General features: G+C 63.3%; 15 protein-coding genes. 3 read left to right on the top strand and 12 right to left on the bottom strand.

Annotated elements, in window-relative coordinates:
* Nucleotides 1–47: 47 nt before the first annotated feature.
* A complete protein-coding gene (locus AC0CMF_RS21745) occupies nt 48–1,040 on the bottom strand; it encodes a metal ABC transporter solute-binding protein, Zn/Mn family (RefSeq protein ID WP_058898808.1) in 993 nt (330 codons plus the stop codon).
* 192 nt (nt 1,041–1,232) lie between these two features.
* On the opposite strand from AC0CMF_RS21745, the gene fumC reads away from it, so the two are divergent.
* Nucleotides 1,233–2,615 carry a class II fumarate hydratase gene (gene fumC / locus AC0CMF_RS21740; protein ID WP_058900650.1) on the top strand — a complete coding sequence of 461 codons (1,383 nt, stop codon included), beginning with the start codon at nt 1,233–1,235 and terminating at the stop codon, nt 2,613–2,615.
* Nucleotides 2,616–2,672: 57 nt separating this feature from the next.
* On the opposite strand, the gene AC0CMF_RS21735 is transcribed toward fumC, so the two are convergent.
* The gene (locus AC0CMF_RS21735; RefSeq protein ID WP_374630410.1) at nt 2,673–8,354 is read right to left on the bottom strand and encodes an autotransporter outer membrane beta-barrel domain-containing protein; all 5,682 of its coding nucleotides are present in this window, start codon (nt 8,352–8,354) and stop codon (nt 2,673–2,675) included.
* Between the two features lie 433 nt (nt 8,355–8,787).
* On the opposite strand from AC0CMF_RS21735, the gene AC0CMF_RS21730 reads away from it, so the two are divergent.
* Nucleotides 8,788–10,002 (top strand): metallochaperone AztD, encoded by a 1,215-nt coding sequence (locus AC0CMF_RS21730; protein ID WP_058898806.1) that lies wholly within the window; start codon nt 8,788–8,790, stop codon nt 10,000–10,002.
* A gap of 445 nt (nt 10,003–10,447) precedes the next feature.
* Here AC0CMF_RS21730 and AC0CMF_RS21725 read toward each other — a convergent pair whose 3' ends face one another.
* From AC0CMF_RS21725 to AC0CMF_RS21690, 8 genes are all read right to left on the bottom strand, one after another.
* A complete protein-coding gene (locus AC0CMF_RS21725; RefSeq protein ID WP_374630413.1) occupies nt 10,448–12,892 on the bottom strand; it encodes a Tex family protein in 2,445 nt (814 codons plus the stop codon).
* Between the two features lie 397 nt (nt 12,893–13,289).
* Entirely contained in the window at nt 13,290–14,408 is a 1,119-nt protein-coding gene (locus AC0CMF_RS21720; RefSeq protein WP_186391790.1) for an ATP-dependent DNA helicase, read from the bottom strand.
* A 127-nt stretch (nt 14,409–14,535) separates the two neighbouring features.
* On the bottom strand, nt 14,536–15,369 hold the full coding sequence (locus AC0CMF_RS21715; protein ID WP_050472506.1) for a dipeptide ABC transporter ATP-binding protein: 834 nt from the start codon (nt 15,367–15,369) through the stop codon (nt 14,536–14,538).
* On the bottom strand, nt 15,366–16,217 hold the full coding sequence (locus tag AC0CMF_RS21710; protein ID WP_374630415.1) for an ABC transporter ATP-binding protein: 852 nt from the start codon (nt 16,215–16,217) through the stop codon (nt 15,366–15,368). Before AC0CMF_RS21710 ends, AC0CMF_RS21715 begins: the two co-directional genes overlap by 4 nt.
* Nucleotides 16,218–16,221: 4 nt before the next feature.
* The gene (locus tag AC0CMF_RS21705) at nt 16,222–17,076 is read right to left on the bottom strand and encodes an ABC transporter permease subunit (RefSeq protein ID WP_244274473.1); all 855 of its coding nucleotides are present in this window, start codon (nt 17,074–17,076) and stop codon (nt 16,222–16,224) included.
* A 91-nt stretch (nt 17,077–17,167) separates the two neighbouring features.
* Nucleotides 17,168–18,175 (bottom strand): ABC transporter permease subunit, encoded by a 1,008-nt coding sequence (locus AC0CMF_RS21700; RefSeq protein ID WP_050472563.1) that lies wholly within the window; start codon nt 18,173–18,175, stop codon nt 17,168–17,170.
* Nucleotides 18,176–18,290: 115 nt separating this feature from the next.
* The gene (locus AC0CMF_RS21695) at nt 18,291–19,895 is read right to left on the bottom strand and encodes an ABC transporter substrate-binding protein (protein ID WP_050472504.1); all 1,605 of its coding nucleotides are present in this window, start codon (nt 19,893–19,895) and stop codon (nt 18,291–18,293) included.
* Nucleotides 19,896–20,328: 433 nt separating this feature from the next.
* Nucleotides 20,329–22,503, bottom strand: a complete 2,175-nt coding sequence (locus AC0CMF_RS21690) for a mechanosensitive ion channel domain-containing protein (protein ID WP_374631074.1) — start codon at nt 22,501–22,503, stop codon at nt 20,329–20,331.
* 514 nt (nt 22,504–23,017) lie between these two features.
* Between AC0CMF_RS21690 and AC0CMF_RS21685 the strand changes: the two genes are divergently transcribed.
* Nucleotides 23,018–24,106, top strand: a complete 1,089-nt coding sequence (locus AC0CMF_RS21685) for a DUF2336 domain-containing protein (RefSeq protein ID WP_374631072.1) — start codon at nt 23,018–23,020, stop codon at nt 24,104–24,106.
* Nucleotides 24,107–24,190: 84 nt separating this feature from the next.
* Here the strand turns inward: AC0CMF_RS21685 and fliJ are convergent, their stop codons facing one another.
* Both fliJ and fliI read right to left on the bottom strand, forming a co-directional pair.
* Complete coding sequence (gene fliJ / locus AC0CMF_RS21680; protein ID WP_019965066.1) at nt 24,191–24,598, bottom strand: flagellar export protein FliJ; 408 nt, start codon at nt 24,596–24,598, stop codon at nt 24,191–24,193.
* 29 nt (nt 24,599–24,627) lie between these two features.
* Nucleotides 24,628–25,953, bottom strand: a complete 1,326-nt coding sequence (gene fliI, locus AC0CMF_RS21675) for a flagellar protein export ATPase FliI (protein ID WP_050472502.1) — start codon at nt 25,951–25,953, stop codon at nt 24,628–24,630.
* Nucleotides 25,954–26,241: the final 288 nt, after the last annotated feature.

Raw genomic sequence — 26,241 nt, 5'->3', positions numbered from 1 at the left:
CCGTCTGTTTGAAATGCACCGGGATCATCCTGATATTGCCCTTCTACTCAGCCCGCAGCCTGCAATTGCCCAAGACGGCCCCGGTCCGGCACCCTGCCACCGAGGGCGGCGGCGATGGTGGTCACGTTGTGGTCGATCATGCCCAGATACGTGCCTTCGTAGGTGCCGGATTGACCCATGGCATCGGAGAAGAGTTCACCGCCGATGGCCACCTTGTGCCCCTTCGCTGCAGCGCCCTCGATGAGCGCCTTCATGTTGCGGTCGGGCACGGAGCTTTCCACAAAGACGGCACCGATCTTGCGCTCGACCAGCGTGTCGACCAGTTCGGCAATGCGGGCAAGGCCTGCTTCGCTTTCCGTGGAGATGCCCTGAATGCCCAGCACCTCGAAACCATAGGCCCGGCCGAAATAGCTGAAGGCATCATGCGCCGTCACCAGCACACGGGCATTTTCCGGCACACTGCCCAGCACCTGCCTGGAATAGGCATCCAGCGCATCCAGTTCATCCGTGAAGGCCGCAAGCCGCTCCTCAATGCCCTCCGCCTGATCCGGCTGCGCCGTCTTCAGCGCCGAAGCGATGGTGGTAGACACGGTCTTCCAGAGTTCCGGGTCCATCCAGACATGCGGGTCATAGCGGCCGGGATAGTCTTCATGCGACAGCAGCAGCGACGGGTCGATGGTATCGGCAACCGCCACCACCTTGCCCTTGCGGGAAAGATCCTCGAAGAAAGCCTCCATCTGCGCTTCCAGATAGAGCCCGTGGCGCAGCACCAGATCCGCCCGGGCCATGGCGACAATGTCGCTACGCGTCTGGCGGTAGCCGTGCGGATCCACCCCCGGCCCCATCAGCGCGGAGACGGAAACAAGATTGCCGCCGATCACGGATGCGGTGTCGGCAATCATACCCGTTGTGGCACTGACAATCAGCTGCGAGGCCGCCCGTGCGGTGCCGGAGAAGCCCGTTAATCCGGAAGCACCGGCCATCACGCCGCCCGCTGCCAGCGCCGCCTGCCGTATAAATCCACGTCTTGTCAGAAGCATCGGGTTTCCTTTCCTCTCCAGCCTACGCACCGCACCGCAAAAGGCAAATGCTTTTAAGAACGATTTGCATTTAACATAGACACTTGCGAATGAGTTGCAAGTGCAAAAACAACGCAGGCTTTTCCGGTTGCCAAAGCAGGCAGCCTGGCGCAGGACTGGTGCGGGACGCGAACCCCTTGGATGGAGCAGAGAATGCGCCGGGAAACTGACAGCATGGGCGAGATCAGCGTCGAGAGCGACCGCTACTGGGGCGCGCAGACGCAGAGATCGCTGACCTATTTCAACATCAGCTCCGAGCTGATGCCCATCGAGATCATCCACGCCTATGGCATCCTCAAGCAGGCTGCCGCCGAGACAAACCGGGATCTGGGCCACCTCAGCCCGGACCTTGCCGCCCTCATCATTGCCGCAGCGCGGGAAGTGAGCGAAGGCAAGCTGGACGAGCATTTCCCCTTGCATGTCTGGATGACCGGCAGCGGCACCCAGACCAACATGAATGTCAACGAGGTCATCTCGAACCGCGCCATCGAGGTGGCAGGCGGGGCGCTCGGCTCCAAGAAGCCGGTGCACCCCAATGACCACGTCAACATGTCGCAGTCCTCCAACGACACCTTCCCCGCCGCCATGCATATGGCTGCGGCCATCGCGGTGAAGACCCGTGTTCTGCCCGCCGTGAAGGCGCTGCGCGATGCGCTGGACAAGAAGGCCAAGGCCTGGGACCACATCATCAAGATCGGCCGTACCCATCTGCAGGACGCGGTGCCGCTGACCCTTGGCCAGGAATTCTCCGGCTATGTGGAGATGCTGGACGAGAACCTCGACCGCATCGCAGGTGCCCTGCCCGATGTCTACAAGCTGGCGCTTGGCGGCACGGCGGTCGGCACCGGTCTCAACGCACCAAAGGGCTTTGCCGAAGGGGCCGCGGCCCGTATTGCGGCGCTGACCGGCCTGCCCTTCATCACCGCACCCAACAAGTTTGCCGCGCAAGGCGCCCATGACGGGCTGGTGATGCTGCATGGCGCGCTGAAGACCACGGCCGGCTCGCTCTTCAAGATCGCCAATGACATCCGCCTGCTCGCCTGCGGCCCGCGCTGCGGCTTGTTCGAGCTGATCCTCCCGGCCAACGAGCCGGGCTCTTCCATCATGCCGGGCAAGGTCAACCCCACCCAGTGCGAGGCCATGGCCATGCTCTGCATTCAGGTGATGGCCAATGACGTGGCGGTGGGCATGGGCGGGGCCAGCGGCTATCTGGAGATGAACGTCTACAAGCCGCTGATGATCAACGCCGTACTCCAGTCCGCCCGCATGCTGGCCGATGGCTGCACCAGCTTCCGCAAGTTCATGGTGGACGGCATGGAGGCGAACGAGGCCCGCATCGCCGGCTATGTCGAAAACTCGCTGATGCTGGTGACCGCCCTCAGCCCGCACATCGGCTATGACAAGGCCTCCAAGGCTGCCCATCACGCCTATGAGCACGACATGACCCTGAAAGCCGCCTGCCTCGACCTCGGCTACATCTCCGCCGAAGATTTCGACCGGCTGGTGGACCCCAGGCTGATGCTCAGCGAGGGGTGATCCCGGAGGGTGCCCGTCTGCCGGGCACCCTCACAACATGTCTGTTGAGGACCACCGTCAGAATTTCAGGCCAAGTTTCAGGCTTGCCGAATGGCCAAGCGTGTTGCGCCCTGCCGTTGCCTCATAATGCATCCGGGCCTCCATGTTGCTGCCCCACAGAAGAGAGCCGCCAAGCCCGAGTGTCGCAACGGCCGGATCCCGTTTGAGCTCAAGACGCAGCCGCTCACCCGGCGCAGGAGAGCCCGGCAGCGAGACAGTGTGCCGCAGGCCATTGAGCGCAATCCGGGCACCCGCTTCCACATAGCCGCGCACAATCCCACCCGCAAAAGGATGGTCGGTGGACAGGCGCAAGACCGGGCGGACATCGGCAAGGAAATGGGTCGCGCGGTGGATCTTCAGATTGAGCGAGCCCGCGCCCGACTCCGTGAAGCCTCCGTCCTGCAGGACTGCCAGATCCAGTTCAACGCTGGGGATCACATCGATCTGCCCGGCCTTGGCCAGCACACCAGCCCGCAACCGCGAGGCAAGCGCCAGCGTGGAAGGACGCGACCTGGCAACATAGGCTGTCCCCGCAGACGAAATGAGCCGTTCCGCCTTGCCGCTGCCATAGCTGCCGTTGAGCGACACAGAGCCATAGACCGGTCCCTGTGACACCTTGGCAATAGCACCAAGATACAGCCGGTAGCCCGAGGCAGATCTGCCGCTGGCGCGGAACCGGGAGCCCTCATAGGCAGTGCTGAGGCCAATGACCAGATCATCGCTCACGCGCTGCTGACGGCCGAGGCTGACCATGACCGTGTCAACATCACTTGACCAGTCATAGCGCGTGGTGCTGCCGGTCACCTTGGCCCAGTTGCACGCCTCCTCGGCAATGGCCGCATAGGGCCCCACCGTGCCGCCGCAGCTCTGCATGTTCGACAAGTGCGTCCCGGAAGAGGCAAGCGTTGTCTCACTGGCCTTGCTGAAATCAGCCGCGTCAAAAACGGCCAGACTGGACTCCAGAGCCTTCGGATCAACCGCATTGGCCGCAGACAGCAGCAGGGCCTCCAGCTCGGGATAGGCGCCGGGCACATTGCTGCCGAGCGCTGTGACCATGTCATTGGCGAAGGTGGCGGCCTTGCCGGAATTGCCGCTAAGCCCGGCCCGCCCGAAGTCGACGGAGGCCCCGGTGACAAGCGCCCGGTCATGGTAGAAATCATAGACGAAACGGGTTGCCACGGTGCCGGAGGCGAACCCGAACGGCAAAGGCTCCCCCGGGCTCTGAACGATGGGCGACGTGTCGGTCGCCCCCGCAAAGCTCAGGACGGTGCTCGGTTGCGCAAATGCAGACGCAAATGTGGTCAGCTGCGGAATGATCTGATCCCGGCCCGTCTCGAGTGACAGCAGGTCGATGCGGTCACTGGCAAGCCCCGCAGGATCAAGTGCCAGGAAATGCTTTCCCCCATCGACAATCGTATAACTGCCGCCATTGAGGATCGAGCCAAAGATCAGTCCAGCATTGCTGATCAGCAGGTCCCGGGTGGCTGGACCTGAGATATCCCCTTCCAGAATACCGCCGCTCCGCACGTTCAGCGCACCGCCGGCTTCGGACCAAAGGGCAGTTCCGCCGGGTGCCCGCAGAGCGCCTTCCACATCCAGGAACAGGGTACTCACCTGCGCCCCCACCCGGATACCGCCCGCACTGCCCTTTGCAGCACTTACGGTGCCGGTGCGGCCGATATTCAGTTGTGCAACCTGCCCCAGAGCTGTGCTGCCGCTGGTCAAGCCGTCGGAAATGTTCACCGCCCAGGCATCGGGACCTTGCACGGCAAGCATGCCGTCGAGGCGGGCGGTAAGCGCAGTGCTGCCGTTATAGTCCGCATTGCTCACCACGTAGATGCCATGCGCCCCGCGTCCCCAGGTGCTGACGGTGCTGGTGCGGTGAAGCCAGATATTGATCCCGGTCCCAGAACCGGAGCTGGCGGCCGATTGCGGTATCCGAAGGCCATCCGTGCCCAGCAGCGCGACGGTTTGCGGAAGGTCCATCGCCAGAATGCCATAAGCGGAGGCACCCAAAGTGTAGATGCCGCCACGCAGATTGACGTCGATGCCGCCGAACTCCAAAGGCAGCGAGGATGGCAGAATGGGATCTGCCGTAATATCGAGAGGCAGAACAGCGGTGTCCATCAGCACCAGGCCGCCTCCACCACTTGCCACGTGGGCAATGATGCCCGCCGAGCCGTCGCCCCGGGTTTCAACAAGAAGCGGAGCGGGTGCCTGGGTGTCGTCAATAGCAACCTGCCCTGCGAACCCGAACGCCCCTCTGGAGGTCACCGTGATCGGAAAGGCGCCACCGGCAATTGTGCCGCGAACAACGCCCAAGGCACCGCCGCTGCCGCCGATCGACTGGGCCAGGATGGCAGGGGCGACGGCACCATAGGTGCCGATGCCGCCGCCGAAGTTCACCGACACATCGCCGCCCCAGCCCCCGTTGCCGCCACCGCCGCCAATGGTGAGCGCAAGCCCGTAGTTGGTGTCCGGCAGAAACGGAAGGGAGCCTTCATGCGCCAGAGAACCTGCCCCGCCGCCGCCGCCGACCGACTGGGCAAAGATGCCGGCAGCGCCAGCCCCCAGCGTGACAATGGCGCCCTGCCCTTCAACGGCCACGCTCCCGCCGCTGCCGCCGCCTGACCCCGCACGCCCGATGGCCAGCTTCATAAGGCCTCCGGCAGTGGTATCGCCCCCGTAGCCGCCACCGCCACCCACGGACTGGGCAAAGATGCCATGGGCGCCCGCTCCAGCGGTTTGCACACGTCCGGGATTGCTCACCAGAACGCTGCCACCCGCGCCGGAGCTGCCGCTCGCGCCGCCGATCGCCATCTCAAAACCCTGACCACTCAGAACGGGGATGCTCTTGATGGCGGAAGCAGCCGCTCCGCCATCGCCGCCGCCACCGCCAATGGACTGGGCGAAGATGCCATGTGCGTTGGCACCCTGCGTCGAAATGAGGCTCCAGCTGGTTTCAGGACCCGCTGCGCTGCCGGCCAAGCTGACGGATCCGCCGTCCCCGGCAGAAGAACCGGAGCCACCGACAGACACCCCAAGGGCGTAGGTATCAAAGCCGATGAAACCGTTGGAAATGGCGTGACCGCCGGAGCCGCCGCCACCGCCAACCGACTGGCCATGGACACCATAGGCCATGACTCCGGATGTCGCGACGGTTGCGCCCGGCCCCGCAGTGAAGGTGACGCTGCCGCCATTACCGCCTGCACCGCCCCAGCCACCGACGGAAACGGCAATGTCGGCACCGTTCTTCTTGTCTGTCTCGCGCGAGGGCAGCCCCCTCACCTTGTTGACCAGTCTGAGCAGAAGCGGCTGCGGTGGATAGAAGCGGTTCCAGCTTGGCACCGATGTCGACACGGCAAAGCTGTGCGCCACGCCGCCGGTGCCGCCACCGCCGCCAACCGACTGGAGTTTCACGCCCGTGGCCATGACGCCCGAGGTGGCAATGGTGCTGCCCGCCGCCGCATTGACAACAACGCTGCCGCCATGGTTCCCCACGCCGCCATGCCCGCCAACGGTCACCGCCGTACTGACAGCCCTGCCGCCCTTGTCCTTGTTTTCCCCGCTCTGGCTGTCCAGCGTTGCGGCAATCGACAAGGCCAGCACGGAGCCGCCATCCCCGCCGCCGCCGCCGACAGACTGGCCAAACAGGCCATGGGCCTGATCGCCAAATGTCAGGATGCTGCCGGCATGGCTGACCGTCACACTGCCCCCGGTACCGCCGCTGCCCCCGTGACCGCCAACGGCGATGGGCACTGCCACAGCATGACCGTTTCCGTAAATGGCAGAGATCGCATAGGTGTGAACGTCGCCGCCATGCCCGCCGCCGCCGCCCACTGATTGTGCGAGAAGTCCGTGCGACTGATGCCCCAGTGTCTGAATGGTGCTGGAGATGGAGGTTGTCGCATTGGCCGCACCGCCCTGCCCGCCGCTGCCGCCGGTCATGCCGAGGGCAACATTCAAACTGAGCGCGTTCTTGCCAATGTCCGTATCAACCGCGACAACGCTGCCTCCACTGCCGCCGCCGCCGCCCACGGACTGGGCGAACACTGCGGGCGACCTGGAAGATGCTGTGGCGGCAGATCCTTCATTGTAGACCGAAGCCGTTCCGCCATTGCCGCCACTGCCGCCCGTGCCACCCACTACGGCCGAAAGGCTGACGGCTGCTTCTCCCACCGCAGCGCCGACGCCGATCGCATGGCCGCCGGTGCCGCCGCCACCGCCGACAGACTGAGCATAGACTGCAGGAGCCAGCCGTCCATAAGTGACGACGGAGCCACCGCTCAGGACAAATACGGCGGCATCCGAACCGTCGCCGCCCGAGCCGCCACTACCGCCCAGCGCGACCGAAACATCAACGGCACCACTGCCGCTGGCAGCTGCCGTGACCGAGATCACCGCCCCGCCGTTGCCTCCACCGCCACCAACGGATTGTGCCAGCATGCCTGCTGCATGATCGCCCGGCAATTGCACATTGCGCGGCTCAACCGCGTCCAGGGGATCGATATATCCGGTGGCAACCCGTCCGGAGCTGGTGAGCGTTACCATGCCGCCATCGCCGCCCGAACCGCCCAGACCGCCCATCGTCAGCGACACCGCGGCCTGATATCCCAGAACCACGCTTTGAGCAGAGCCGCCCTCACCGCCACCGCCGCCAATCGACCGCCCAACCATGCCAGTTGCGTAGCGCCCAGCTGTGAGAATGGTTCCGGAATTGTCGATCGTCACCATGCCGGCGTCGCCGCCGCCGCCGGCATTTCCACCGATTGCAACTCCGTAAAAGGAGCTGTAGTCGAAGGCCTGCCCGCCATCGCCGCCACCGCCGCCAATGCTCAGGCCCGACAGGCCACGCGCATGATCCCCGGCCGTTGTAATACGGCCCAGGTTCATCATCGCGACACGCTCTCCGTTGCCGCCTGCACCGCCATTGCCGCCCAGAACGAGGATTGTGCCGGTGGTGACCCCGCCTTCTCCGCCATTGCCGCCGACACTGCGGGCGAGAGCGCCATGCGACATGACGCCAAGCGTTGAAAGCGTGCCGGAATTGCCAACACTGACCGATGACCCGGAGTTTCCGGCCTGTCCGCCCGAGCCGCCACGGCCGAAGAAGAAGCCGCCGCTCCCACCCGCTCCGCCATAGCCCCCTTCACTGAGAGCAGACACCGCAGCTGCATAGTTGCCGGCGGTTGAGATGCTCGAGCCGGCACTGGTGATGACAGAGACAGAACCGCCATTGCCGCCGAGGCCACCGGTGCCGCCATCTGACGCGCCATGGCCCTCGCCACCGTCACCGCCCTGGCCACCCTTGCTGACCGCAAGGATGCCGATGGTTCCCATGGTCCCGGTTTCGATGCTGCCGGAGGGCTCCAGCATGAAGATCACCGATCCGCCATCACCTCCTTGGCCGCCGGACGCCCCGTCATGAATGATGTTGCCATCGCCGCCATGACCGCCCCTGCCGCCCATGCTCAGAAGCGAGAAGGCTGCTGGCCCGCCATTGTACTGGACATAGTCGAAAGCATTGGAGATCCGCAGCGAAAGCCCGCCGCCGCCAGCCCCGCCACCTGAAGCTCCGCCCCAGCCGGCACCGCCCCCGTGCTGTCCGTCAAAGCCGGTTGAAGTGACGCCAAGCCCGGGGTTGCCCGATGTGTCTCCATAACAATCAGCAACCGTGGCAAAGACACCGAGGGCCGCCATGGACGGCGCATCACATCCGGCAACCGTCACCACCGGGAAAAAGGCCCCCTGCGCGCTTGCGGATGTAGCAGCCAGAGGCAACAGCAACACGGGAAGAACCGCAGCGGGAATGGCAAGATCCAGTCTCAGGGGCTTCCGCCATTTGCAGGAACCGGCCTCAATGCGCCCCGCTGGATGGATTCTGGAACAGGCAGCACCGCGCAACGCGCTCCCTTGCCGGGAAACAGTGCCTTCCGGCGCCAGAATCTCATCCATAGCAGCCCCCTCTGATCCCCTTACGTCATCTGGCAATGGTTAATGAGTTCTTACCGGCCATGCATTTTGACAAAATTCCGCGGGGGGCAGGCTGAGATTCAGGTCCAAAAAGGCTTGCCAGACAGGCGTGGCCTGGCTTAAGTAGCAATGTTATAAGATAACATTACAGGAGTTTGAGATGCTCAGGCAGACGACGGCCCTTGCGCTGGCGATGATGGCGCTGGCCGCAAGCGGAACAATGGTGCGGGCGGACGAAGCCCAGAGCCACTGGCGTGTTTTCGTTGGCGATCATTCCACCGGCAAGATCACGGCGATCGATCTGGACAAGCCCGACCAGCGCTGGTCCTTCGAGGTGAAGAGCCACGCAAGGCTTTATCCCTTCGGTGATGGCGCAGGCATTGCCGTGGTGCAGGCTGAAGCGGACCGTGCCGATTTCCTGAAGAGCGGCATCACCCTGGAAAGCCACGGCGACCATGCCGACCTTGAGGTCAGCGACCCGGCCCTGCTCAGCACCTCCATGGAGGGCGGCAATCCGGTGCATGTGGTGGAGCACTCCGGCGTGCTGGCCATCAATTTCGACAAGGACGCCAAGGCGACACTTGCCGATGTGAAGGGCCTTCTTGGCGGCGATCCGCAGATGCGTGACTTCCCGCAGGAGATTGCGCACCATGGCTTCGTCGCCGTCTTCGGCGACTACGTGCTCTCGACTGTTTCGGCCAAGGAAAAGCCGGAAGGCGCCTCCAGCCTGCCACGCCTCGGGCTGCAGGCGTTCACCGCCGATGGCAAGCCGGTATCGGATCTGGCCTCCTGCCCCGGCATTCATGGCGAGGCCTTCTCCGGCGCCTATCTGGCGGCGGGCTGCGAAGACGGCATCCTGACGGTGAAGACGGACAAGGCAAAGCCCGAGTTCTCGCTCCTGCCTTATCCTGCCGATTTCCCGAAGGGCAAGACCGGCACGCTGCTGGGCGTGAAGGGCATGCAGGCCTTCCTCGGCAACTATGGCGCTGACGGCCTTGTTGTAGTGGACCCGGCCGATGCGCCGCATTTCACCCGCGTCACCCTGCCCTTCCGCCGGGTGGACTTCGTGCTGGATCCGGCCAAGCCGCAGGCAGCCTATGTGCTGACCGAAGACGGCACGCTGCACCGCCTGAACATCCTGTCGGGCGAGATCGAGGTGTCCGGCAAGGTGAGCGAGCCCTACAGCATGGACGGCCACTGGCGCGACCCGCGCCCGCGCCTTGCCGTGGCTGGGGATACAGTGGTGATGACCGATCCGAACAAGGGCCTCCTGCGCCTCATCAGCACCGCTGACCTGAAGCAGACCGGCGAAATCCCGGTGGAAGGCATGCCCTACACCATCGCCATCACCGGCGGCAGCGGCATCAGCCACTGACCCTATCCCTCCGCCCCGTTTTGCGTGAGAGCTGGGGCGGAGGGCACTCTCCTTTTGCCGCAGCGCCCCCTCTCCCCCCTTGAGCTACCGGATTCACACATCAGGTTCGGAAACTGCCCGCAATGAGGCGTTTGCTTTTCGGGAGGACGCCTGCCGCCCCCCTCCCCCTGGTGGGGAGGGGTAAGGGGTGGGGGGCTCTGAGCCGAAAACTATATGAAAGACAGATAGATACCTGAAGAGGCGTCACGAGGAGCAGCTATCTGATATCAATGAACACTCTGCCAGACGGAAAGGCCTTCCCCCCACCCCTCACCCCTCCCCACGAGGGAGAGGGGGGCGGAAAGACCGTGCCCAAGTGACCAAACTGCAGGCTTTACCCAAGCTGCCTTCGGCCTCAGGCAGGATGTATGCATGCAGTAGCTCCCCCTCCGGAAGCAGCCCCCGGTCACTTGCCCTTGCGGTTCATCGCAGCAGCGAGAGCTGCGGCCATGGCGCTGTTGCCGCCGCTGGCCGGGGCCGGAGTGCCGCCGCCACGGGGGGCGCCGCCGCCACGCGGGGCACCTCCACCCGGACGGGGGCCGCGCGGGTCACGCGGGCCATCCTGGCTGGTCCGCTCGCGGGCGGCCTGATAATCGGCGGCCTTCTTCATGGTCAGGGAGATGCGCTTGCGCTTGGCATCCACCTCCAGCACCGTCACCGACACGATATCGCCCGCCTTGACCACCTTGTGCGGATCATCGACGAACTTGTCCGCCAGCTGCGACACGTGGACAAGACCGTCCTGATGCACGCCGATATCAACGAAAGCGCCGAAATTGGTGACGTTGGTGACCGTGCCTTCCAGCTTCATGCCCACGCGCAGGTCTGAAATCTCTTCCACACCATCCAGCAGCGTTGCGGTCTTGAACTCGGGGCGCGGATCGCGGCCCGGCTTTTCCAGCTCGGCGATGATGTCGCGCACCGTCGGCAGGCCGAAGCGTTCGTCGGTGAACTGGGCCGCATTCAGCGTCTTCAGGAAGGCGCTGTCGCCCATGATCTGCCGCACATCCCGGCCACAGGCCTTCACGATGCGCTCGGCCAGCGGATAGGCTTCCGGGTGCACGGAGGATGAATCCAGCGGATTGTCACCGTCGCGGATGCGCAGGAACCCTGCGCAAAGCTCGAAGGCCTTGGCGCCAAGGCGCGGCACATCCATCAGCTGCTTGCGGCTGGTGAAGCGGCCAATGCTGTCGCGGTGTTCAACCACGGCCTTGGCAAGGCTTTCGCCCAAGCCTGAAATGCGGGCGAGCAGCGCAGGCGAGGCGGTGTTGAGATCCACACCCACCGCGTTCACCGCATCTTCCACAACGGCATCGAGCGCACGGGCCAGACGGGTCTGGTTCACGTCATGCTGATACTGGCCGACGCCGATGGACTTGGGCTCGATCTTGACGAGCTCGGCCAGCGGGTCCTGCAGGCGGCGGGCGATGGAGGCCGCCCCGCGCAGGGACACATCCACATCCGGCATTTCCTTGGCTGCCAGCTCGGAGGCCGAATAGACCGAGGCACCCGCCTCGTTGACGATGACCTTGATGGGCCGCGCCGCGACCGGAATATCGGCCAGAAAATCTGCGGCCAGACGGTCAGTCTCGCGGCTTGCCGTGCCGTTGCCGATGGCGATCAGCCCCACCTTGTGGCGGGCGATCAGCGCCATCAGCGTGTTGCGGGCACCGGCCATGTCGTTCTTCGGCTGGAAGGGATAGACGGTGGCCGTCTCCACCAGCTTGCCGGTGGCATCCACCACCGCCACCTTCACGCCCGTGCGGATGCCCGGGTCCAGCCCCAGCGTGGCGCGGGCACCGGCGGGGGCGGCGAGCAGCAGGTCCTTGAGGTTGCGGGCGAACACCTGGATGGCCTCTTCCTCGGCCCGGTCGCGCAGGTCGCCCATCAGGTCAAGCTCAAGGTGCAGCGCCAGCTTCACCTTCCAGGCCCAGCGGGCCACATCCATCAGCCACTTGTCCGCCGGGCGGCCCTGCTCGGAGATGCCGGCAGCATGCGCCACCATGCGCTCGACGGGCTTCAGCCCCTCGGTCACATCGGTGTCCACCGTCAGCTCTACGGAAAGCACACCCTCGTTGCGGCCACGGAACAGCGCCAGCGCCCGGTGGCTGGGGATCTTGGCCCAGCTCTCGGAATAATCGAAATAATCGGCGAACTTGGCCCCCGGCTCCTGCTGGCCGTCGATGACCTTGGAAACGACAACGCCCTTGGCGGTCAGATACTCGCGCAGGCGGCCGACCAGTTCGGCGTTTTCGGAGAAGCGCTCCATCAGGATCTGGCGTGCTCCATCCAGCGCATCCTTCACCGTGGCCACGCCCTTTTCCTCGCTGACAAAGGCAGCAGCTTCCGTTTCCGGCACCTTGCGCGGATCGGTGAGCAGCGCATCGGCCAGCGGCTCCAGCCCTGCCTCGCGGGCAATCTGCGCCTTGGTGCGGCGCTTCTTCTTGAAGGGCAGATAAAGGTCTTCCAGCACCGCCTTGGTGTCGGCCTGCGCGATCTTCAGCGCCAGCTCGTCCGTCAGCTTGCCCTGCTCATCAATCGACCGCACGATGGCGGCACGCCGGTCTTCCATCTCGCGCAGATAGATCAGCCGCTCTTCCAGCTTGCGCAGCTGGGTGTCATCCAGCCCGCCGGTCGCTTCCTTGCGGTAGCGGGCGATGAAGGGCACGGTCGAACCCTCATCCAGCATCTGCACCGTGGCATTGACCTGGTTCGGCTGACAGCCGATCTCCTCCGCAATCCGCCGCGCAATCCTGAGCGCCACTTCGGGGGAGACCTGCGCCTTCTTGCCGGTGGCGGGCGTCGCGGCAAAGCCGGGGGTCTCGGGGCTCAGGTCGGAGAGATCGGACATGGGGTCGTTCCATCGCAAATTGATCGGATAGCCCCTGCCTTCCGCAGGCCGGCAAGGGAGCGCGGACGATAGAGCCCGCAAAGGCGGCGATAAAGAGACACCCCGCCACAGTCCACGGAAATGCAGGGTTTCACACAGGGAGTGGAGTGGCAGCGCGCAATCCGGGTGACCCGGCACGGCCTATCTGTCCCCCTCCCCCTCGCTGAGCCATTGCATGCACACATTGTGCTTAAAGCCGGTGGCAACATGGAGAAGGCCTCCATTGTGATCACTCAGGCACGGCGCTGCGGTTCCCCTCCCCCTCGTGGGGAGGGGGGGCGGAGATGCCCTAGCATAAATCAAATGCACCACACCGGGCTGCTGTCAGCAGCTGGGCATTCATGGTTCCCGTAAATACTCACCGCACCACGGTAATGCTCTCCGCTGCGCGGGTGACGGCGGTGTAGAGCCAGCGGTCGCGGTGTTCGCGGAAGGCGAAGCTTTCGTCGAAGAGGACAACGCGGTCCCATTGCGAGCCCTGGGCCTTGTGCACGGTGAGGGCATAGCCGAAATCAAATTCGTCGGACTTGCGCCGCAGGGCGTAGGGGATCTGCTCCGCGCCTTCCTCGAACAGCGCCGGCATGACCTTGATTTCCACCGACTGCTTGCCCGGCTCATCCTCGGGCATGATGTCGTAGCGCAGGGTGTTGCCCTTGGACTGTTTCTGCCGCTTCACCTGCCACAACCCGCCGTTGAGCAGGCCGCGGGTCTTGTCATTTCTGAGGCACACCAGCTTGTCGCCAACGGCAGGCATGGGCTGGAGGAAGCCCTTCAGCTCGCGAATGCGGTTGTTGTAAAGGCGGCGGGTGCGGTTGGTGCCGACCAGCACCTGATCGGCGGCCAGAATCTGCTCCTTGTCGATCTCCCGGCGGGAGATGATGCGGCTGGCGCCGAAGGTGCCGTAATCAAGGCTGCCGCCCTCGCGGATCGTCATGGACATGCGCACGATCGGATTGTCCTGCGCCTGCCGGTGCACCTCGGTCAGCATCACGTCCGGCTCGGCCTCGGTGAAATAGCCACCGCCCTTCACCGGCGGCAGCTGCGCCGGATCGCCCAGCACCAGCACCGGCGTGCCGAAGGACAGAAGATCGCGGCCCAGATCCTCATCCACCATGGAACATTCATCGATGACGATGAGGGACGCCCGCGCCGCATCGCTGTCGCGCTTCAGGGCAAACTGCGGACCGCTGTCCTCGCCCTCCTCGACGATCTCCTCTTCCTTGGCCGCGCGCGGCCGGTAGATCAGCGAGTGGATGGTGCCGGCATCCGTGCAGCCCTTCTGGCGCAGTACATGCGCGGCCTTGCCGGTGAAGGCGCCGAAGCACACGTCGCCATCAATCCCTTCCGCCAGATGGCGGGCCAGCGTCGTCTTGCCCGTTCCGGCAAAGCCGAAAAGGCGGAACACCTGCTTGTCGCCGCGCTTCAGCCAGCGCGCGGCATCCGACAAGGCCTTTTCCTGCTGGGGCGACCAGAGCATCCGTGCGATTCCCGTTTCGTTCGCTCAAGGCAATAGCGGGTTTTTACCGCATCACCAAGGCTCGAAAACAAAAACCCCGCGAGACCGGCGGGCGGCCTCGCGGGGCATATCCTCAATCAGTTCTGCTTCAGGCCGCCGCAGCCTTGGCCGCGAGGCGGGCGCGGATGCTGTCCACATCGGCCTTCGGCGTCGCCCCGAAGAGGGTGCGGGTATACTCGTGCTGCGGGTTGTCGAACACCTCTTCACGGGTGCCGTATTCCACCACTTCGCCGTAATACATCACCATCACCTTGTCGGCGAGGTAACGCACAACCGACAAGTCGTGGCTGATGAACACATAGGTGAGGCCCATCTCGTCCTGCAGATCCTTCAGCAGGTTGAGGATCTGCGCCTGAACGGAAAGGTCGAGCGCGGAGACCGGCTCGTCCAGCACCAGCAGCTTCGGCTTCAGCATGATCGCCCGGGCAATGGCCACGCGCTGGCGCTGACCGCCGGAGAACATGTGCGGATAACGGCCGTAATGCTCCGGCTTCAGCCCCACCTTTTCCAGCATGGACAGCGCCGCATCACGCCGCTCGGCAGCGGACATATCCGTGTTGAGCAGCAGCGGCTCTTCCAGAACGTGGCCGATCTTCTGGCGCGGGTTCAGCGAGCCATAGGGGTTCTGGAACACGATCTGCACCTTGCGGCGCATTTCGCGGGAGATGCCGGTCCTGGCGATGTCGATGGACAGGCCGTCGATCTCGATGGAGCCGGAGGTCTGAGGGTCGATCATGGTGAGGATGCGGGCAAGGGTGGACTTGCCGCAGCCGCTCTCGCCGACGATGGCAAGGGTGGAGCCGCGCTCCACATCGAAGCTGACGCCCTTCACCGCCTTCAGCACGCGAGGCTTGGCAAACAGGCCGCCGCCGATGACATATTCGCGCGTGACATCGCGCACCTTGAGGATTGCGTCACTCATGCGCCGGCCTCCTGCGCTGCAAAGGTCTTGGCAAAGTCGCTCACGGTCGGCAGCCGGTCGCCGGTGGCGTTTTCCGGCAGCGCCGACAGCAGCGCACGGGTGTAAGGGTGCTTGGGCGCCTCGAAGAGGGAGAGCACATCGGACTCTTCCATCTTCCGGCCCTGATACTGCACGATCACCCGGTCGGCGGTTTCGGCCACGACACCCATGTCATGGGTGATCATGATCAGCGCCATGCCGCTGTCCTTCTGCAATTTCATCAGCAGGTCGAGGATCTGCTTCTGGATCGTCACGTCGAGCGCCGTCGTCGGCTCGTCGGCGATCAGCAGCTTCGGGGCGCAGGCGATGGCCATAGCGATCATCACGCGCTGGCACTGGCCACCCGACATCTGGTGCGGGAAGGAATTGACCCGGCGCTCCGGCTCGGGAATGCCCACCGCCTTCATCAGTTCCAGCACGCGGGCCTTGCGGGCGCTGCCGGACAGATCGGTATGCACCTTCAGCGCTTCATTGAGCTGGAAGCCGACGGTGAAGCACGGGTTGAGGCTGGCAATCGGCTCCTGGAAGATCATGGAGATGTCCTTGCCGATGACCTTGCGCCGCTCTGCTGCAGAGAGCTTGCGCATGTCACGGCCTTCAAACTCCATCTTGTCCGCCGTGATGGTGGCCGTGTCCGGCAGAAGCCCCATGGTGGCCAGCATGGCAACCGACTTGCCCGAACCGGACTCGCCGACGATGGCCAGCACTTCACCGGCCTCGACCGTATAGTCCACGCCGTCCAGCGCGCGGAACGGGCCCTTGGCGGTGTCGAACTCGACCCGGAGGTTGCGGATTTCAAGTAGCGCCATGGGCTTAGCTCCGCTTCAGCTTGGGATCGAGCGCATCACGCAGACCGTCGCCGACCAGGTTGATGGCCAGAACCGTGATGAGGATGGCAAGACCGGGGAAGGTGACGACCCACCAGGCGCGCGTGACGAATTCCCGCGCCTCCGCCAGCATCGTGCCCCATTCCGGGGTGGGAGCCTGAGCGCCCATGCCGAGGAAGCCGAGGGCGGCCGCATCGAGAATGGCGTTGGAGAAGGAGAGCGTTGCCTGCACGATTAGCGGCGCAACGCAATTCGGCAGGATGGTCTTGAACATCAGCCGCAAGTGCCCTGCCCCGGCCACGCGCGCCGCCACCACATAATCGCGGTTGCGCTCGGCCATGACCGCCGCACGGGTGAGGCGGACGAAATGCGGCTGCAGCACCAGGGCAATGGCGATCATCGCATTGGTCAAGCTGGGCCCAAGGATCGCGACCAGAACCAGCGCCAGCAGCAGGGACGGAAACGCCAGAATGATATCCATCACGCGCATGATGAACGTATCGACGGCACCACGGGCATAGCCGGCAACAAGGCCAAGCACGATCCCGCCAGAGGACGCGATGGTCACCACCAGCGCGCCAATAAACAGAGAATACCGCGCACCAAAGATAAGCCTTGAAAGGATGTCACGCCCCACGGCATCGGTACCGAGCAGGAAGCGCCAATCGCCGCCTTCAACCCAGGCCGGCGGGACGAGGAAGCTGTCACGGTACTGCACCTGCGGCGCATGCGGGGCGATGAGCGGCGCGAAAATGGCCATCAGCACCACGAGTGCGAACACAGCCAGGCCGATAACGGCACCGCGGCTCTGAGAGAAATAGTACCAGAATTCGGCCAGCATGGCGCGGGTGGCGTTGCGGCTTTCCTGGGCGAGCTTTTCGGCCGAAACGGGTGCGGCCTCTGAGGTTTTTGTCATGGTTTTTCCTCCGCGCTCAGTTGTGCCGGATACGCGGGTTGATGAGCCCGTAAAGCACGTCAACGATCAGGTTCACCAGCATGATGATGCCAGAAACCAGCAGCAGCCCTCCCTGTACGGCGAAGTAGTCTCTTCGAAGAACGCTATCGAGGAGCCACTTGCCAATGCCGGGCCAGGAGAAGATCGTCTCGGTCAGGATCGCGCCTGCCAGCAGGACACCTACCTGCAGGCCGATGGTGGTGATGACGGGGATCAGCGCGTTGCGCAGCGCATGCAGGCCGATCACCCGCAGCGGCGGCAGCCCCTTGGCCCGGGCCGTGCGCACATAGTCCTCACCCATGACTTCCAGCATGGCCGAGCGGGTCTGCCGGGCGATAACGGCCAGCGGAATGGTCGCCAGCACAATCGAGGGAAGAATCAGATGGCGGACGGCAGACAGGAACGCGCCCTTTTGTCCGGACAGCAGGCTGTCGATCAGCATGAAGCCGGTCACCTGCGGGAAGAAATACATCAGCGAGATGCGGCCAGAAACCGGTGTCCACTGCAGTGTCACCGAGAACAGGATGATCAGCAGCAGACCCCACCAGAAGATCGGCATGGAATAGCCGACAAGCGCGGTGCCCATGATGGTCTGATCGGCCACCGTGCCGCGCTTGACTGCCGCGAAGATGCCAAGCGGGATGCCCAGCAGCACGGCAATGAGAATGGCGCAGAAGGCAAGTTCCACCGTCGCGGGGAAGAGTTGCAGAAACTCGGTCAGGATCGGCTTCTTGGTGGCGAAAGAGACGCCCAGATCGCCGTGAAAAATCTTGACGAGGAAGTCGAGATATTGCTCCCACAGTGGCTTGTCGAAGCCCAGCTGCTGGAAAATCAGCGCCTTGCGCTCGGGATCAATGCCGCGCTCCCCCGCCAGAAGCTCAACCGGATCACCCGGGAGCAGGCGGATGAAGCTGAAGGAGATCAGCGTCACACCGAGAAAGGTCGGAATGAGCAGGCCGAGACGGCTCAGGAGAAATCGTATCATGGTCCGGTTCCGGATGAGGGGCAGCGGCACGCCTGGCTGAGCCAGCGCGCCGCCACCCGGGAACAGCAAAGGGCAGCGGCGCCAGTTGGCTCCGCTGCCCCGCGAGTGTCACCGATTATTCAGCGATGTCGACACCAACGAAGGAATGGCCGCCGAGCGGATCCATGACGTAGCCGGAGACATTCTTCGACATCGGCATGAACACGACGGAGTGAGCGATGGTTGCCCACGGAGCCTGCTCCTTGAAGACGACCTGAGCTTCTTCATAAAGCTTGGTGCGCTCTTCCTTGGTGGAAACAGTCTTGGCCTTCTTCACAAGCGCGTCGAAGTCCTGGTTGCACCACTGGGCACGGTTTGCACCGCCCACAGCGTCACAGCCCAGCAGAACGGCCAGGAAGTTGTCCGGGTCGCCGTTGTCACCGGTCCAGCCGAGGAGCACGGCGCCATCGCGCTGCACATCGCTCGAGCGCTTCAGGTACTCGGCCCATTCGTAGGAAACGATCTCGACCTTGACGCCGATCTTGTCGAAGTCAGCCTGGATCAGCTCGGCCATACGGCGGGCATTCGGGTTGTAGGGACGCTGCACCGGCATCGCCCAGACCTTCATGCTCAGATCCGTAACACCTGCTTCTTCAAGCATCTTCTTGGCCGCTTCCGGATCGTACGGATCGTCCTGGATGGAGGTGTTGTAGGACCACATGGTCGGCGGGATCGGGTTGGTGGCCTTCTGGCCGGAGCCCTGGAACACACCGTAGATGATGGCGTCCTTGTTGATCGCCATGTTGAGTGCCTTGCGCACTTCCGGCTTGTCGAACGGCGCCACCTGGGTGTTGTAGGCGAGGTAGCCGATGTTCAGGCCTTCCTGTTCCATCAGCTGCAGGTTGGCATCTGCCTTGATGGCCTCAATGTCGGCCGGGGCCGGATAAGGCATCACATGGCACTCGCCGGCCTTCAGCTTCTGCAGGCGCACGGCCGCATCCGTGGTGATGGCGAAGACGAGGTTATCGGCCGGCTGCTTGCCGTCCCAGTAGTCGGCGAAAGCCTGATAGCGGATCACCGCATCCTTCTGGTAGCCGACGAAGGCGAACGGGCCGGTGCCGATCGGCTGCTGGTTCAGCTGATCCCGGGTGCCGGCCTTGTCGAGCTGGTCGGCATATTCGGCGGAGAGGATCGAGGCAAAGTCCATGGCCAGATTCGCCATCATCGGCGCTTCCGGACGGGTCAGGACGAACTTCACGGTGTAATCGTCGACCTTGACGATTTCCTTCACCAGCTCCGGCATGGACATGCCGTCATAATATTCCCAGGAAGCGCCAGCGGTGTACTGGTTCCAGGGGTTGTCCTTCTGGCCCTGACGGTTGAAAGAGAACAGAACGTCGTCAGCGTTGAACTCACGCGTCGGGGTGAAATAGTCGGTGGTGTGGAACTTCACGCCCTTGCGCAGGTTGAACGTGTATTCCAGCCCGTCGTCGGACACGGACCAGCTTTCGGCGAGGCCCGGAACAACTTCCGTGGTGCCCGGCTTGAACTGGACGAGACGGTTGTAGACGGTCTTGGAGGACGCATCGAACGTGGTGCCGGACGTGTAGAGTGCCGGGTCGAAGCCTTCCGGAGAGCCCTCGGAGCAATAGACCAGCGTCTTTGCCTGCGCGCCGGTTGCAGCAACGCCAATGAGGGTTGCACCCAGAAGCGCAGCCTTGAGGGTTTTACGCATCATCATCAAACTGTTCTCCCCTTTGATGAAAGGGCCGCGACCCCGCCGTTAATGTTTGGCGGGCTGGAACACGGCCTTGAGCGAAATAAGGCCGCTTTTTGGCCTGAAATCAACCGCCAAATTATTTCTTCTTCTCCGCAGATCTGGAAGGATTTTTCCAATTCTCTCCGCAGAACAAAAAGACAAAGCTAAACTGAAGCCAATATATGAAAAACGATCCCGAGTTCCTTTCGGATCCGGAGGGCAGCCAAGAGTCAAAAAAGAAAAAAATCGAACACACACCAACATCAAGCCACACGAATAAGTCGTATTATTCGTTAGTCTGACAGACTGCGGTTGACCGCATATAGAAGACTTTGACCATTTGTACAAAATTTATGGCAAGCCGGTTTTGCACCCGGCACAGCACGGCAGGCCGGGGCAATCTTGTGCGAAGGCGTTACGTCGCAGACGCAGATCCGGGCCCGCTACCCTTGGACTGATCCTCTTGCGTCAGCATCGGCGGGCGTCCCTCGGCCACATGATAGGTGACCTGCGGGAACGGAATCTCGATGCCATGCTCGTCGAAGGCAATCTTGAGCTGCTCGTTATAGGCGCGTCCCGTAGCCCACTGGGCGCCGGGGAAGGTCTTGATGCGGGCACGCAATGTGATGGCGGAATCACCGAAGGCCGTGACACCGTGCATGTCGAGATCGCCGATGATGCTGCCGCCGGCCGGCAGTCCCTTCAGCCGGTCGAACGCCTCCTTCATCGCCGCCTTCGCCTTGGCAATATCCGTGTTGTAGGCAACGCCGATCTCCGCCACATGGAAGGAGAAGTCGCGCATGAAGTTCGACACCATGTCGACCGACGAGAACGGGATGATATGTGTGGTGCCGTTCACATCGCGCATGCGCACGGAGCGCACGGTCAGCCGTTCCACCGAACCTGTAATCCCGGCGACGGTGACCACATCGCCCTCATTGATGGCATTCTCGATCTGGATGAAGGCACCGGTGATGATGTCCTTCACCAGCGTCTGCGCACCGAAGGAAACAGCAAGGCCCAGAACACCGGCACCAGCGATCAGCGGGCCGATGTCGACGCCCAGTTCCGACAAGGCCAGCAGGGCAGCCATGATGATCACGATCACCGTGAAGGCATTGCGGAACAGCTGGAACAAGGTCCGCTCGCGCGACGAAATGATGGAATCATTCCGGCCCTTGAGGCGCAGATCCGTCCAGGACATGACCGCCAGCCAGATACCGAAGCAGATGAGCACAATCACCAAGGCCGAGGTAAGACGGCCCATCAGTCCGCCGCCGGCCCCTTCAAAGAGCCAGCCGGTCACATCCAGCACCGACCAGACCTGCAGCAGGATGGCCCCCGCCAGCAGGCCAACCAGCACCCGCAGCACCTGCAGCACATGAGGAATGAACCGGTTCACCCGGCCCTCCAGCTCGGGCAATGTCTCCTTCAGGTCCTCCGGCAGGCGGATGCCTCCGGAAATGGCCCTTGTCATCATCAGCGACAGCAGCATGGCGCCAAGCACCGTCAGCATGGTCAGTCCGGTGCCGGTCACCACCACACGGGTCGCCTCGAACGGCCGGGTGATCCAGATGCCGAACACCACGAGGATGTAGAGCAGGGCCAGCGGCGCCCACACTCGGGAGAGTGCGAGCAAGGCATGGCGCCCGATTTCCCCTTCCAGCGAATGGGCATAGGCCGCCATGGAGGTTTTGACATCATTGCGGTTGACCAGGACGATGATGGCCGCAATCGCCGTTGCCAGCAGCACGACCAGAACCCGCAAGGCATTGCCCACTGCGATCGAAATCGTCAGGTTTGCCACTGGTACCGCCAGCATCACCCCATAGCCAAGGAATGACACCACAAATCCCAGCCGCCGCGACCAGTAGCGCGCATGTGTATTGGACATCGGCAGCAGGCGCAGCTTTTCGCGCGCAGGTGAAAAGGTGATGCGAAGAGCCAGCCGGGCAAGCCCGGTGATCACAAAGGCATTGAGCGCCAGCGTCTCAAACAGGGAAAGGCCGCTCTGCAACGGCCCAAGCCGGATCAGCGCCGCCGCATAACCAGCCACGGCCCCCAGCAGAAGCGCCACCACGTCTGCAAATGCCAGCAACAGCAGCAGACCTGCGCGCCAGAGCCAGCCGCGCTGCCCTGCCTGCTTCTCGAGCCTGTCGGCCACCGGGCGGCCAAACTGCCGCAGCAGCCAGTAAACGGCGAAAGCGCAGGCAAAAACAACCAGCAACTCAAGCGCGGTGTGGCGGATCCGGTCCCATTTGACCGTCACTTCTCCGGTCGCGAGCAAGTGAAACCCCCGCAGGGAAATCGTCATGCGCTCGGCAACATTGATGAAGTCGTCGATCACATATTTGGTGTAGGCCCCTACCCTGACCGCAAAGGTGTCATCCTGCGGCTCGGGCTCTGCGGCAGCCGCAACCGCAGCCGCACCATTTGAGGACCCGGAGACAGCCGCGCCTGCCTGCTCCGCCTGACCCAGGCCTTCCAGAAGACCGATCAGCGCCGCCCGGCCGGCAGGATCCTGCAGGACCTTGACCAGAGCGTCGCGGGCTTCGGCCATGGATTGCTGTTCGCCGGCTGCCGATGTCACGGCTGCGGCCCCTGCCTGCTGCGCCCCCTGCGCCGGGGCCTGTGACGCCCCCTGCGATGCGGGCGGCTGACTGGACTGGGCAGAGGTCTGCGCCGGCGTTTGCCTAGGCCTCGCAGCCTCGGAAGCAGGCCGGGATTGCAGCACGGGCTGGTCCTGCTGAGCCGCGGGAACAGTTTGTGGCGCTGCATTTTGCGCAGCAACAGGCGCAAGCGCCCCAGCGGTCAGCAGAACGGCCAACATGGGGCCGCCAAGGCGGCCAAGTGAAGCAGTGAGTCGGGCAATCGTGGATTTCATGCGCTAAGTCATAGCAAACAATACGGCAATATCCAGACTGGCTGCACAGCAGAGGCGGCTGGCGGAGCTTTTCGATGGAGACATCGGAAATGGCGGTCTTCAGCCACCCAAATTGCAACGGCCTCCAGGCTCCCAAAGGCGACAATCGTTAACGAAGGTTGATAACTCTTTGCTAACAGTAAGAACACTAGATTGCGGGCCGGAAACAGACGGAAAAATCATGGCCCAAGAGCTGATCAGTCTAGCCATGAACGCCTCTCCGGACGCTCGAAGCGAGCTGATGCAGAGGCTGGCAGATATCTTCCTGCTTCGCGCGGACCAGAATTCCGTCGAGGAACTGTTGCTTTTCGATCAGGTAATACAACGCCTGCTGGACGGCAGCCCGCTGGACGAGCGGGTGCGGCTTGCCGAAAAAATTGCACCCTTTGCAGGAACACCGAGCGGCCTTGCCGTCCGGCTGGCGCAGGATGAAATTCAGGTCGCCCGCCCGGTTCTGGAACAGTCTCCGGCCCTTGGTCCGCAGGAACTTGCGGCTCTCGCAGAGGGGCTTGGCGAAGATCACCTCGAGTGCATGACCCGCCGCGATGATCTTCCGGCCGACGTTTCCGACACATTGGTCCGCCGCGGACAGGTGCGGGTCTGGCGCCGCCTCGCAAGCAACCGCCGCATCAGGCTCTCCGAAGGGGCACTTGCGGCACTTGCCCGCGCCGCACAGGAAGATTCCGTCCTGCGGGAAGAGATGACGCTGCGCTCCGACCTGACGCCTCGTATCTGCCGGGGCCTCATGCCCTTCGTCGGCACAGAGACGCAGGAGCGCCTCAAGGAACTGGCGGCAGGACGGCTGACGGTCGAAGAGCTGGAGGGCATCGCCCGCAGGCGCAAGATCCGCCGCAAGCTGGGCACGCTTCTGGACACGTCCAACACCAGCCGGCTCTGGCGGGCGATCACCCTGGGCTCCGCCTTGCTGGACGATGTCATCCTGCTCATGCTTGAAGATGACCGGCTGACAAATGCGGCCGATCTCCTGGCCCTTGCCTGCAACACCCACAAGGCGCATGTGCGCTCTGCCGTGTTCAGCATCGAGGGGGACAGGCTGCTCCACTTCGCCCGCCTCGCCGGCCTTTCGGCCTCAAGCTTTGCTCAGCTGGTCCGGGCACGCAGCAAGCACATGCACATCCAGCCCGAGCAGGCTGAGGCCCTTATCCAGCGCTTTGCAAGCGAAGCCGAGAGCGAACTGGAACGCAAGCGGGCTCGCAGCGACTTTGCAGCACACCGTCAGCGCCGGCCCGTGCCTCTCTCCCCGTCCTGATCCTGAAAATCCTGAAACCTGGCACTGAAACGGCACGAGGCCCGCGCATCCACGCGAGCCCCGTGTCCGTTCTGAAAATTCCGATCAGCGGGCGCGTACGCGTCCTGCAACTTCATCCAGCTGATCCTGCTCTGCCTGCTCCTGCGCTTCCCGCTCCCGCTGATGGTCGCGCTCTTCGAGCTGCTCGAATTTCTTCAGCTCTTCAATCGCTTCGCTCAGCTCGTCGCGGGCCTTTTCCAGCTGGTCATCCAGCTCATGCGCGGAGTTGCGCAGATTGTCGCGCCGCGTTGCCGCGGCCTTTGCAAAGGTCGGATAGGCAAAATGCGTGACGTCGGTGATGCCGACACGCTCCTGCTCGGTCCGGATCTGGTCGTCGAGTTCATCCGCCATGCGGTGGAATTCGGCGATCATCGATTCAATCTGGGTAACCTGGCGGCGCTTCTCGTCCACCTGGAACCGCTTCAGACGAATGAGGCTTTCTCGGGACTTCATTACTCGGTACTCCCCTTACAAGGCGCACTCTAACCCGGAGTCATTTCCAAAAGGTTGGCAAGCTGCATGTAGCCCTCATCCAGAGGCGTCGCCTCGCCCTTGCCCTGTGTCAGAAATGTCTCAAGCGCATCATGACGTGAAATCGCCTCGTCCACCAAGGGGTCCGACCCGCGCCGGTAGGCACCAAGGCGAATGAGTTCTTCCATGTCCGCAAAAGTCGCCATCAGCGCCTTGGCCTTGCGCAGCACCGGGAGATAGTCCTGCGGAACGCAGCGCGGCATGGTTCGCGAAACTGACTTTAGCACATTGATGGCCGGATACCGCCCTCTTTCGGCAATCGACCGTTCCATCACCACGTGCCCATCCAGAATGCCGCGCACCGCGTCGGCCACGGGCTCATTGTGGTTGTCGCCTTCCACCAGCACGGTGAACAGGCCGGTGATCGAACCGCTGCCCACCTTGCCGGGACCGGCCCGCTCCAGGAGGCGCGGCAATTCGGTGAAGACGGTCGGCGTATAGCCCTTGGAGGTCGGCGGCTCCCCGATGGACAGGCCGATCTCGCGCTGTGCCATGGCAAAGCGGGTGATCGAATCCATCATGCAGAGCACCTTCTTGCCCTCGTCACGGAAATATTCCGCAACCGTCATGGCCAGATAGGCCGCCTGACGGCGCATCAGCACGCTTTCATCCGACGTGGCCACCACGACGACCGAGCGGGCGAGCCCCTCCTCGCCCAGGTCATCCTCGATGAATTCCTGCACCTCGCGCCCGCGCTCGCCGATGAGCCCGATCACCGACACATCACAATCCGTATTGCGTGCCAGCATCGACATGAGCACCGACTTGCCCACGCCGGACCCGGCGAAGATGCCGATACGCTGGCCTTCGCAACAGGTGATAAAGGTGTTGAGCGCCCTCACCCCCAGATCCAGCGGCGGGCCGACGCGGGCCCGGTCGGCGGCCGGGGGCGGCGCGGTACGCAAACGTTTCGCCGCCTCGCCGCCGGGCAGAGGCCCCTTGCCATCGATCGGCTCGCCCATGGCATTGATGACGCGGCCCAGCCAGCGGGCCGCCGGATGGACGACACTGTCACGCGAAGCGACAAGCGCCCGGCACCCCATGCGTACACCTTCGAGGCCCGAAAACGGCATGCACAGCGCATGACCGGAGCGGAAGCCCACCACCTCGGCATAGACGGGCGGGATGCCATCGCCAATGTCGATGGCCAGCCGGGCACCAACGCTCATCTCGTGAATGGGACCGGCAATTTCGACAAGCAGACCCTGCACCGCCACAACCCGGCCCCATATCTGAGCGGGCATCAACGATTCGATCTCTGCAAAAAGTGCCTTCACACCAAACTTCCTCTCGATCCGTGGGCCGCTGGTAACCGAACGTTTACATCTCTGCTTAATGTTAATGAACGAAGCGTTGAGAGGCGAAAGCCATTTCAGGGCGTGATGGTAAGGTCGAACGAGTCTGATTGGAATCAGCTAGCCTGATTTCCTGATGTGAAACGTTAACGCATATGGAAGCCCCGATTGCCCGGGCTCTCACATGACTGGGCGTTTTTTCACAGTTTCAGACTATTGGTGCTTGCTGCGGGGAATCAGAATTTGTTAACCATAATTCACGAAGTGAGT

This window comes from Pannonibacter sp. CBAS1226, assembly GCF_055685825.1.
The sequence above is the reverse complement of the archived record's forward strand: the minus strand, read 5'-3'. Positions and strand labels throughout refer to the sequence as shown.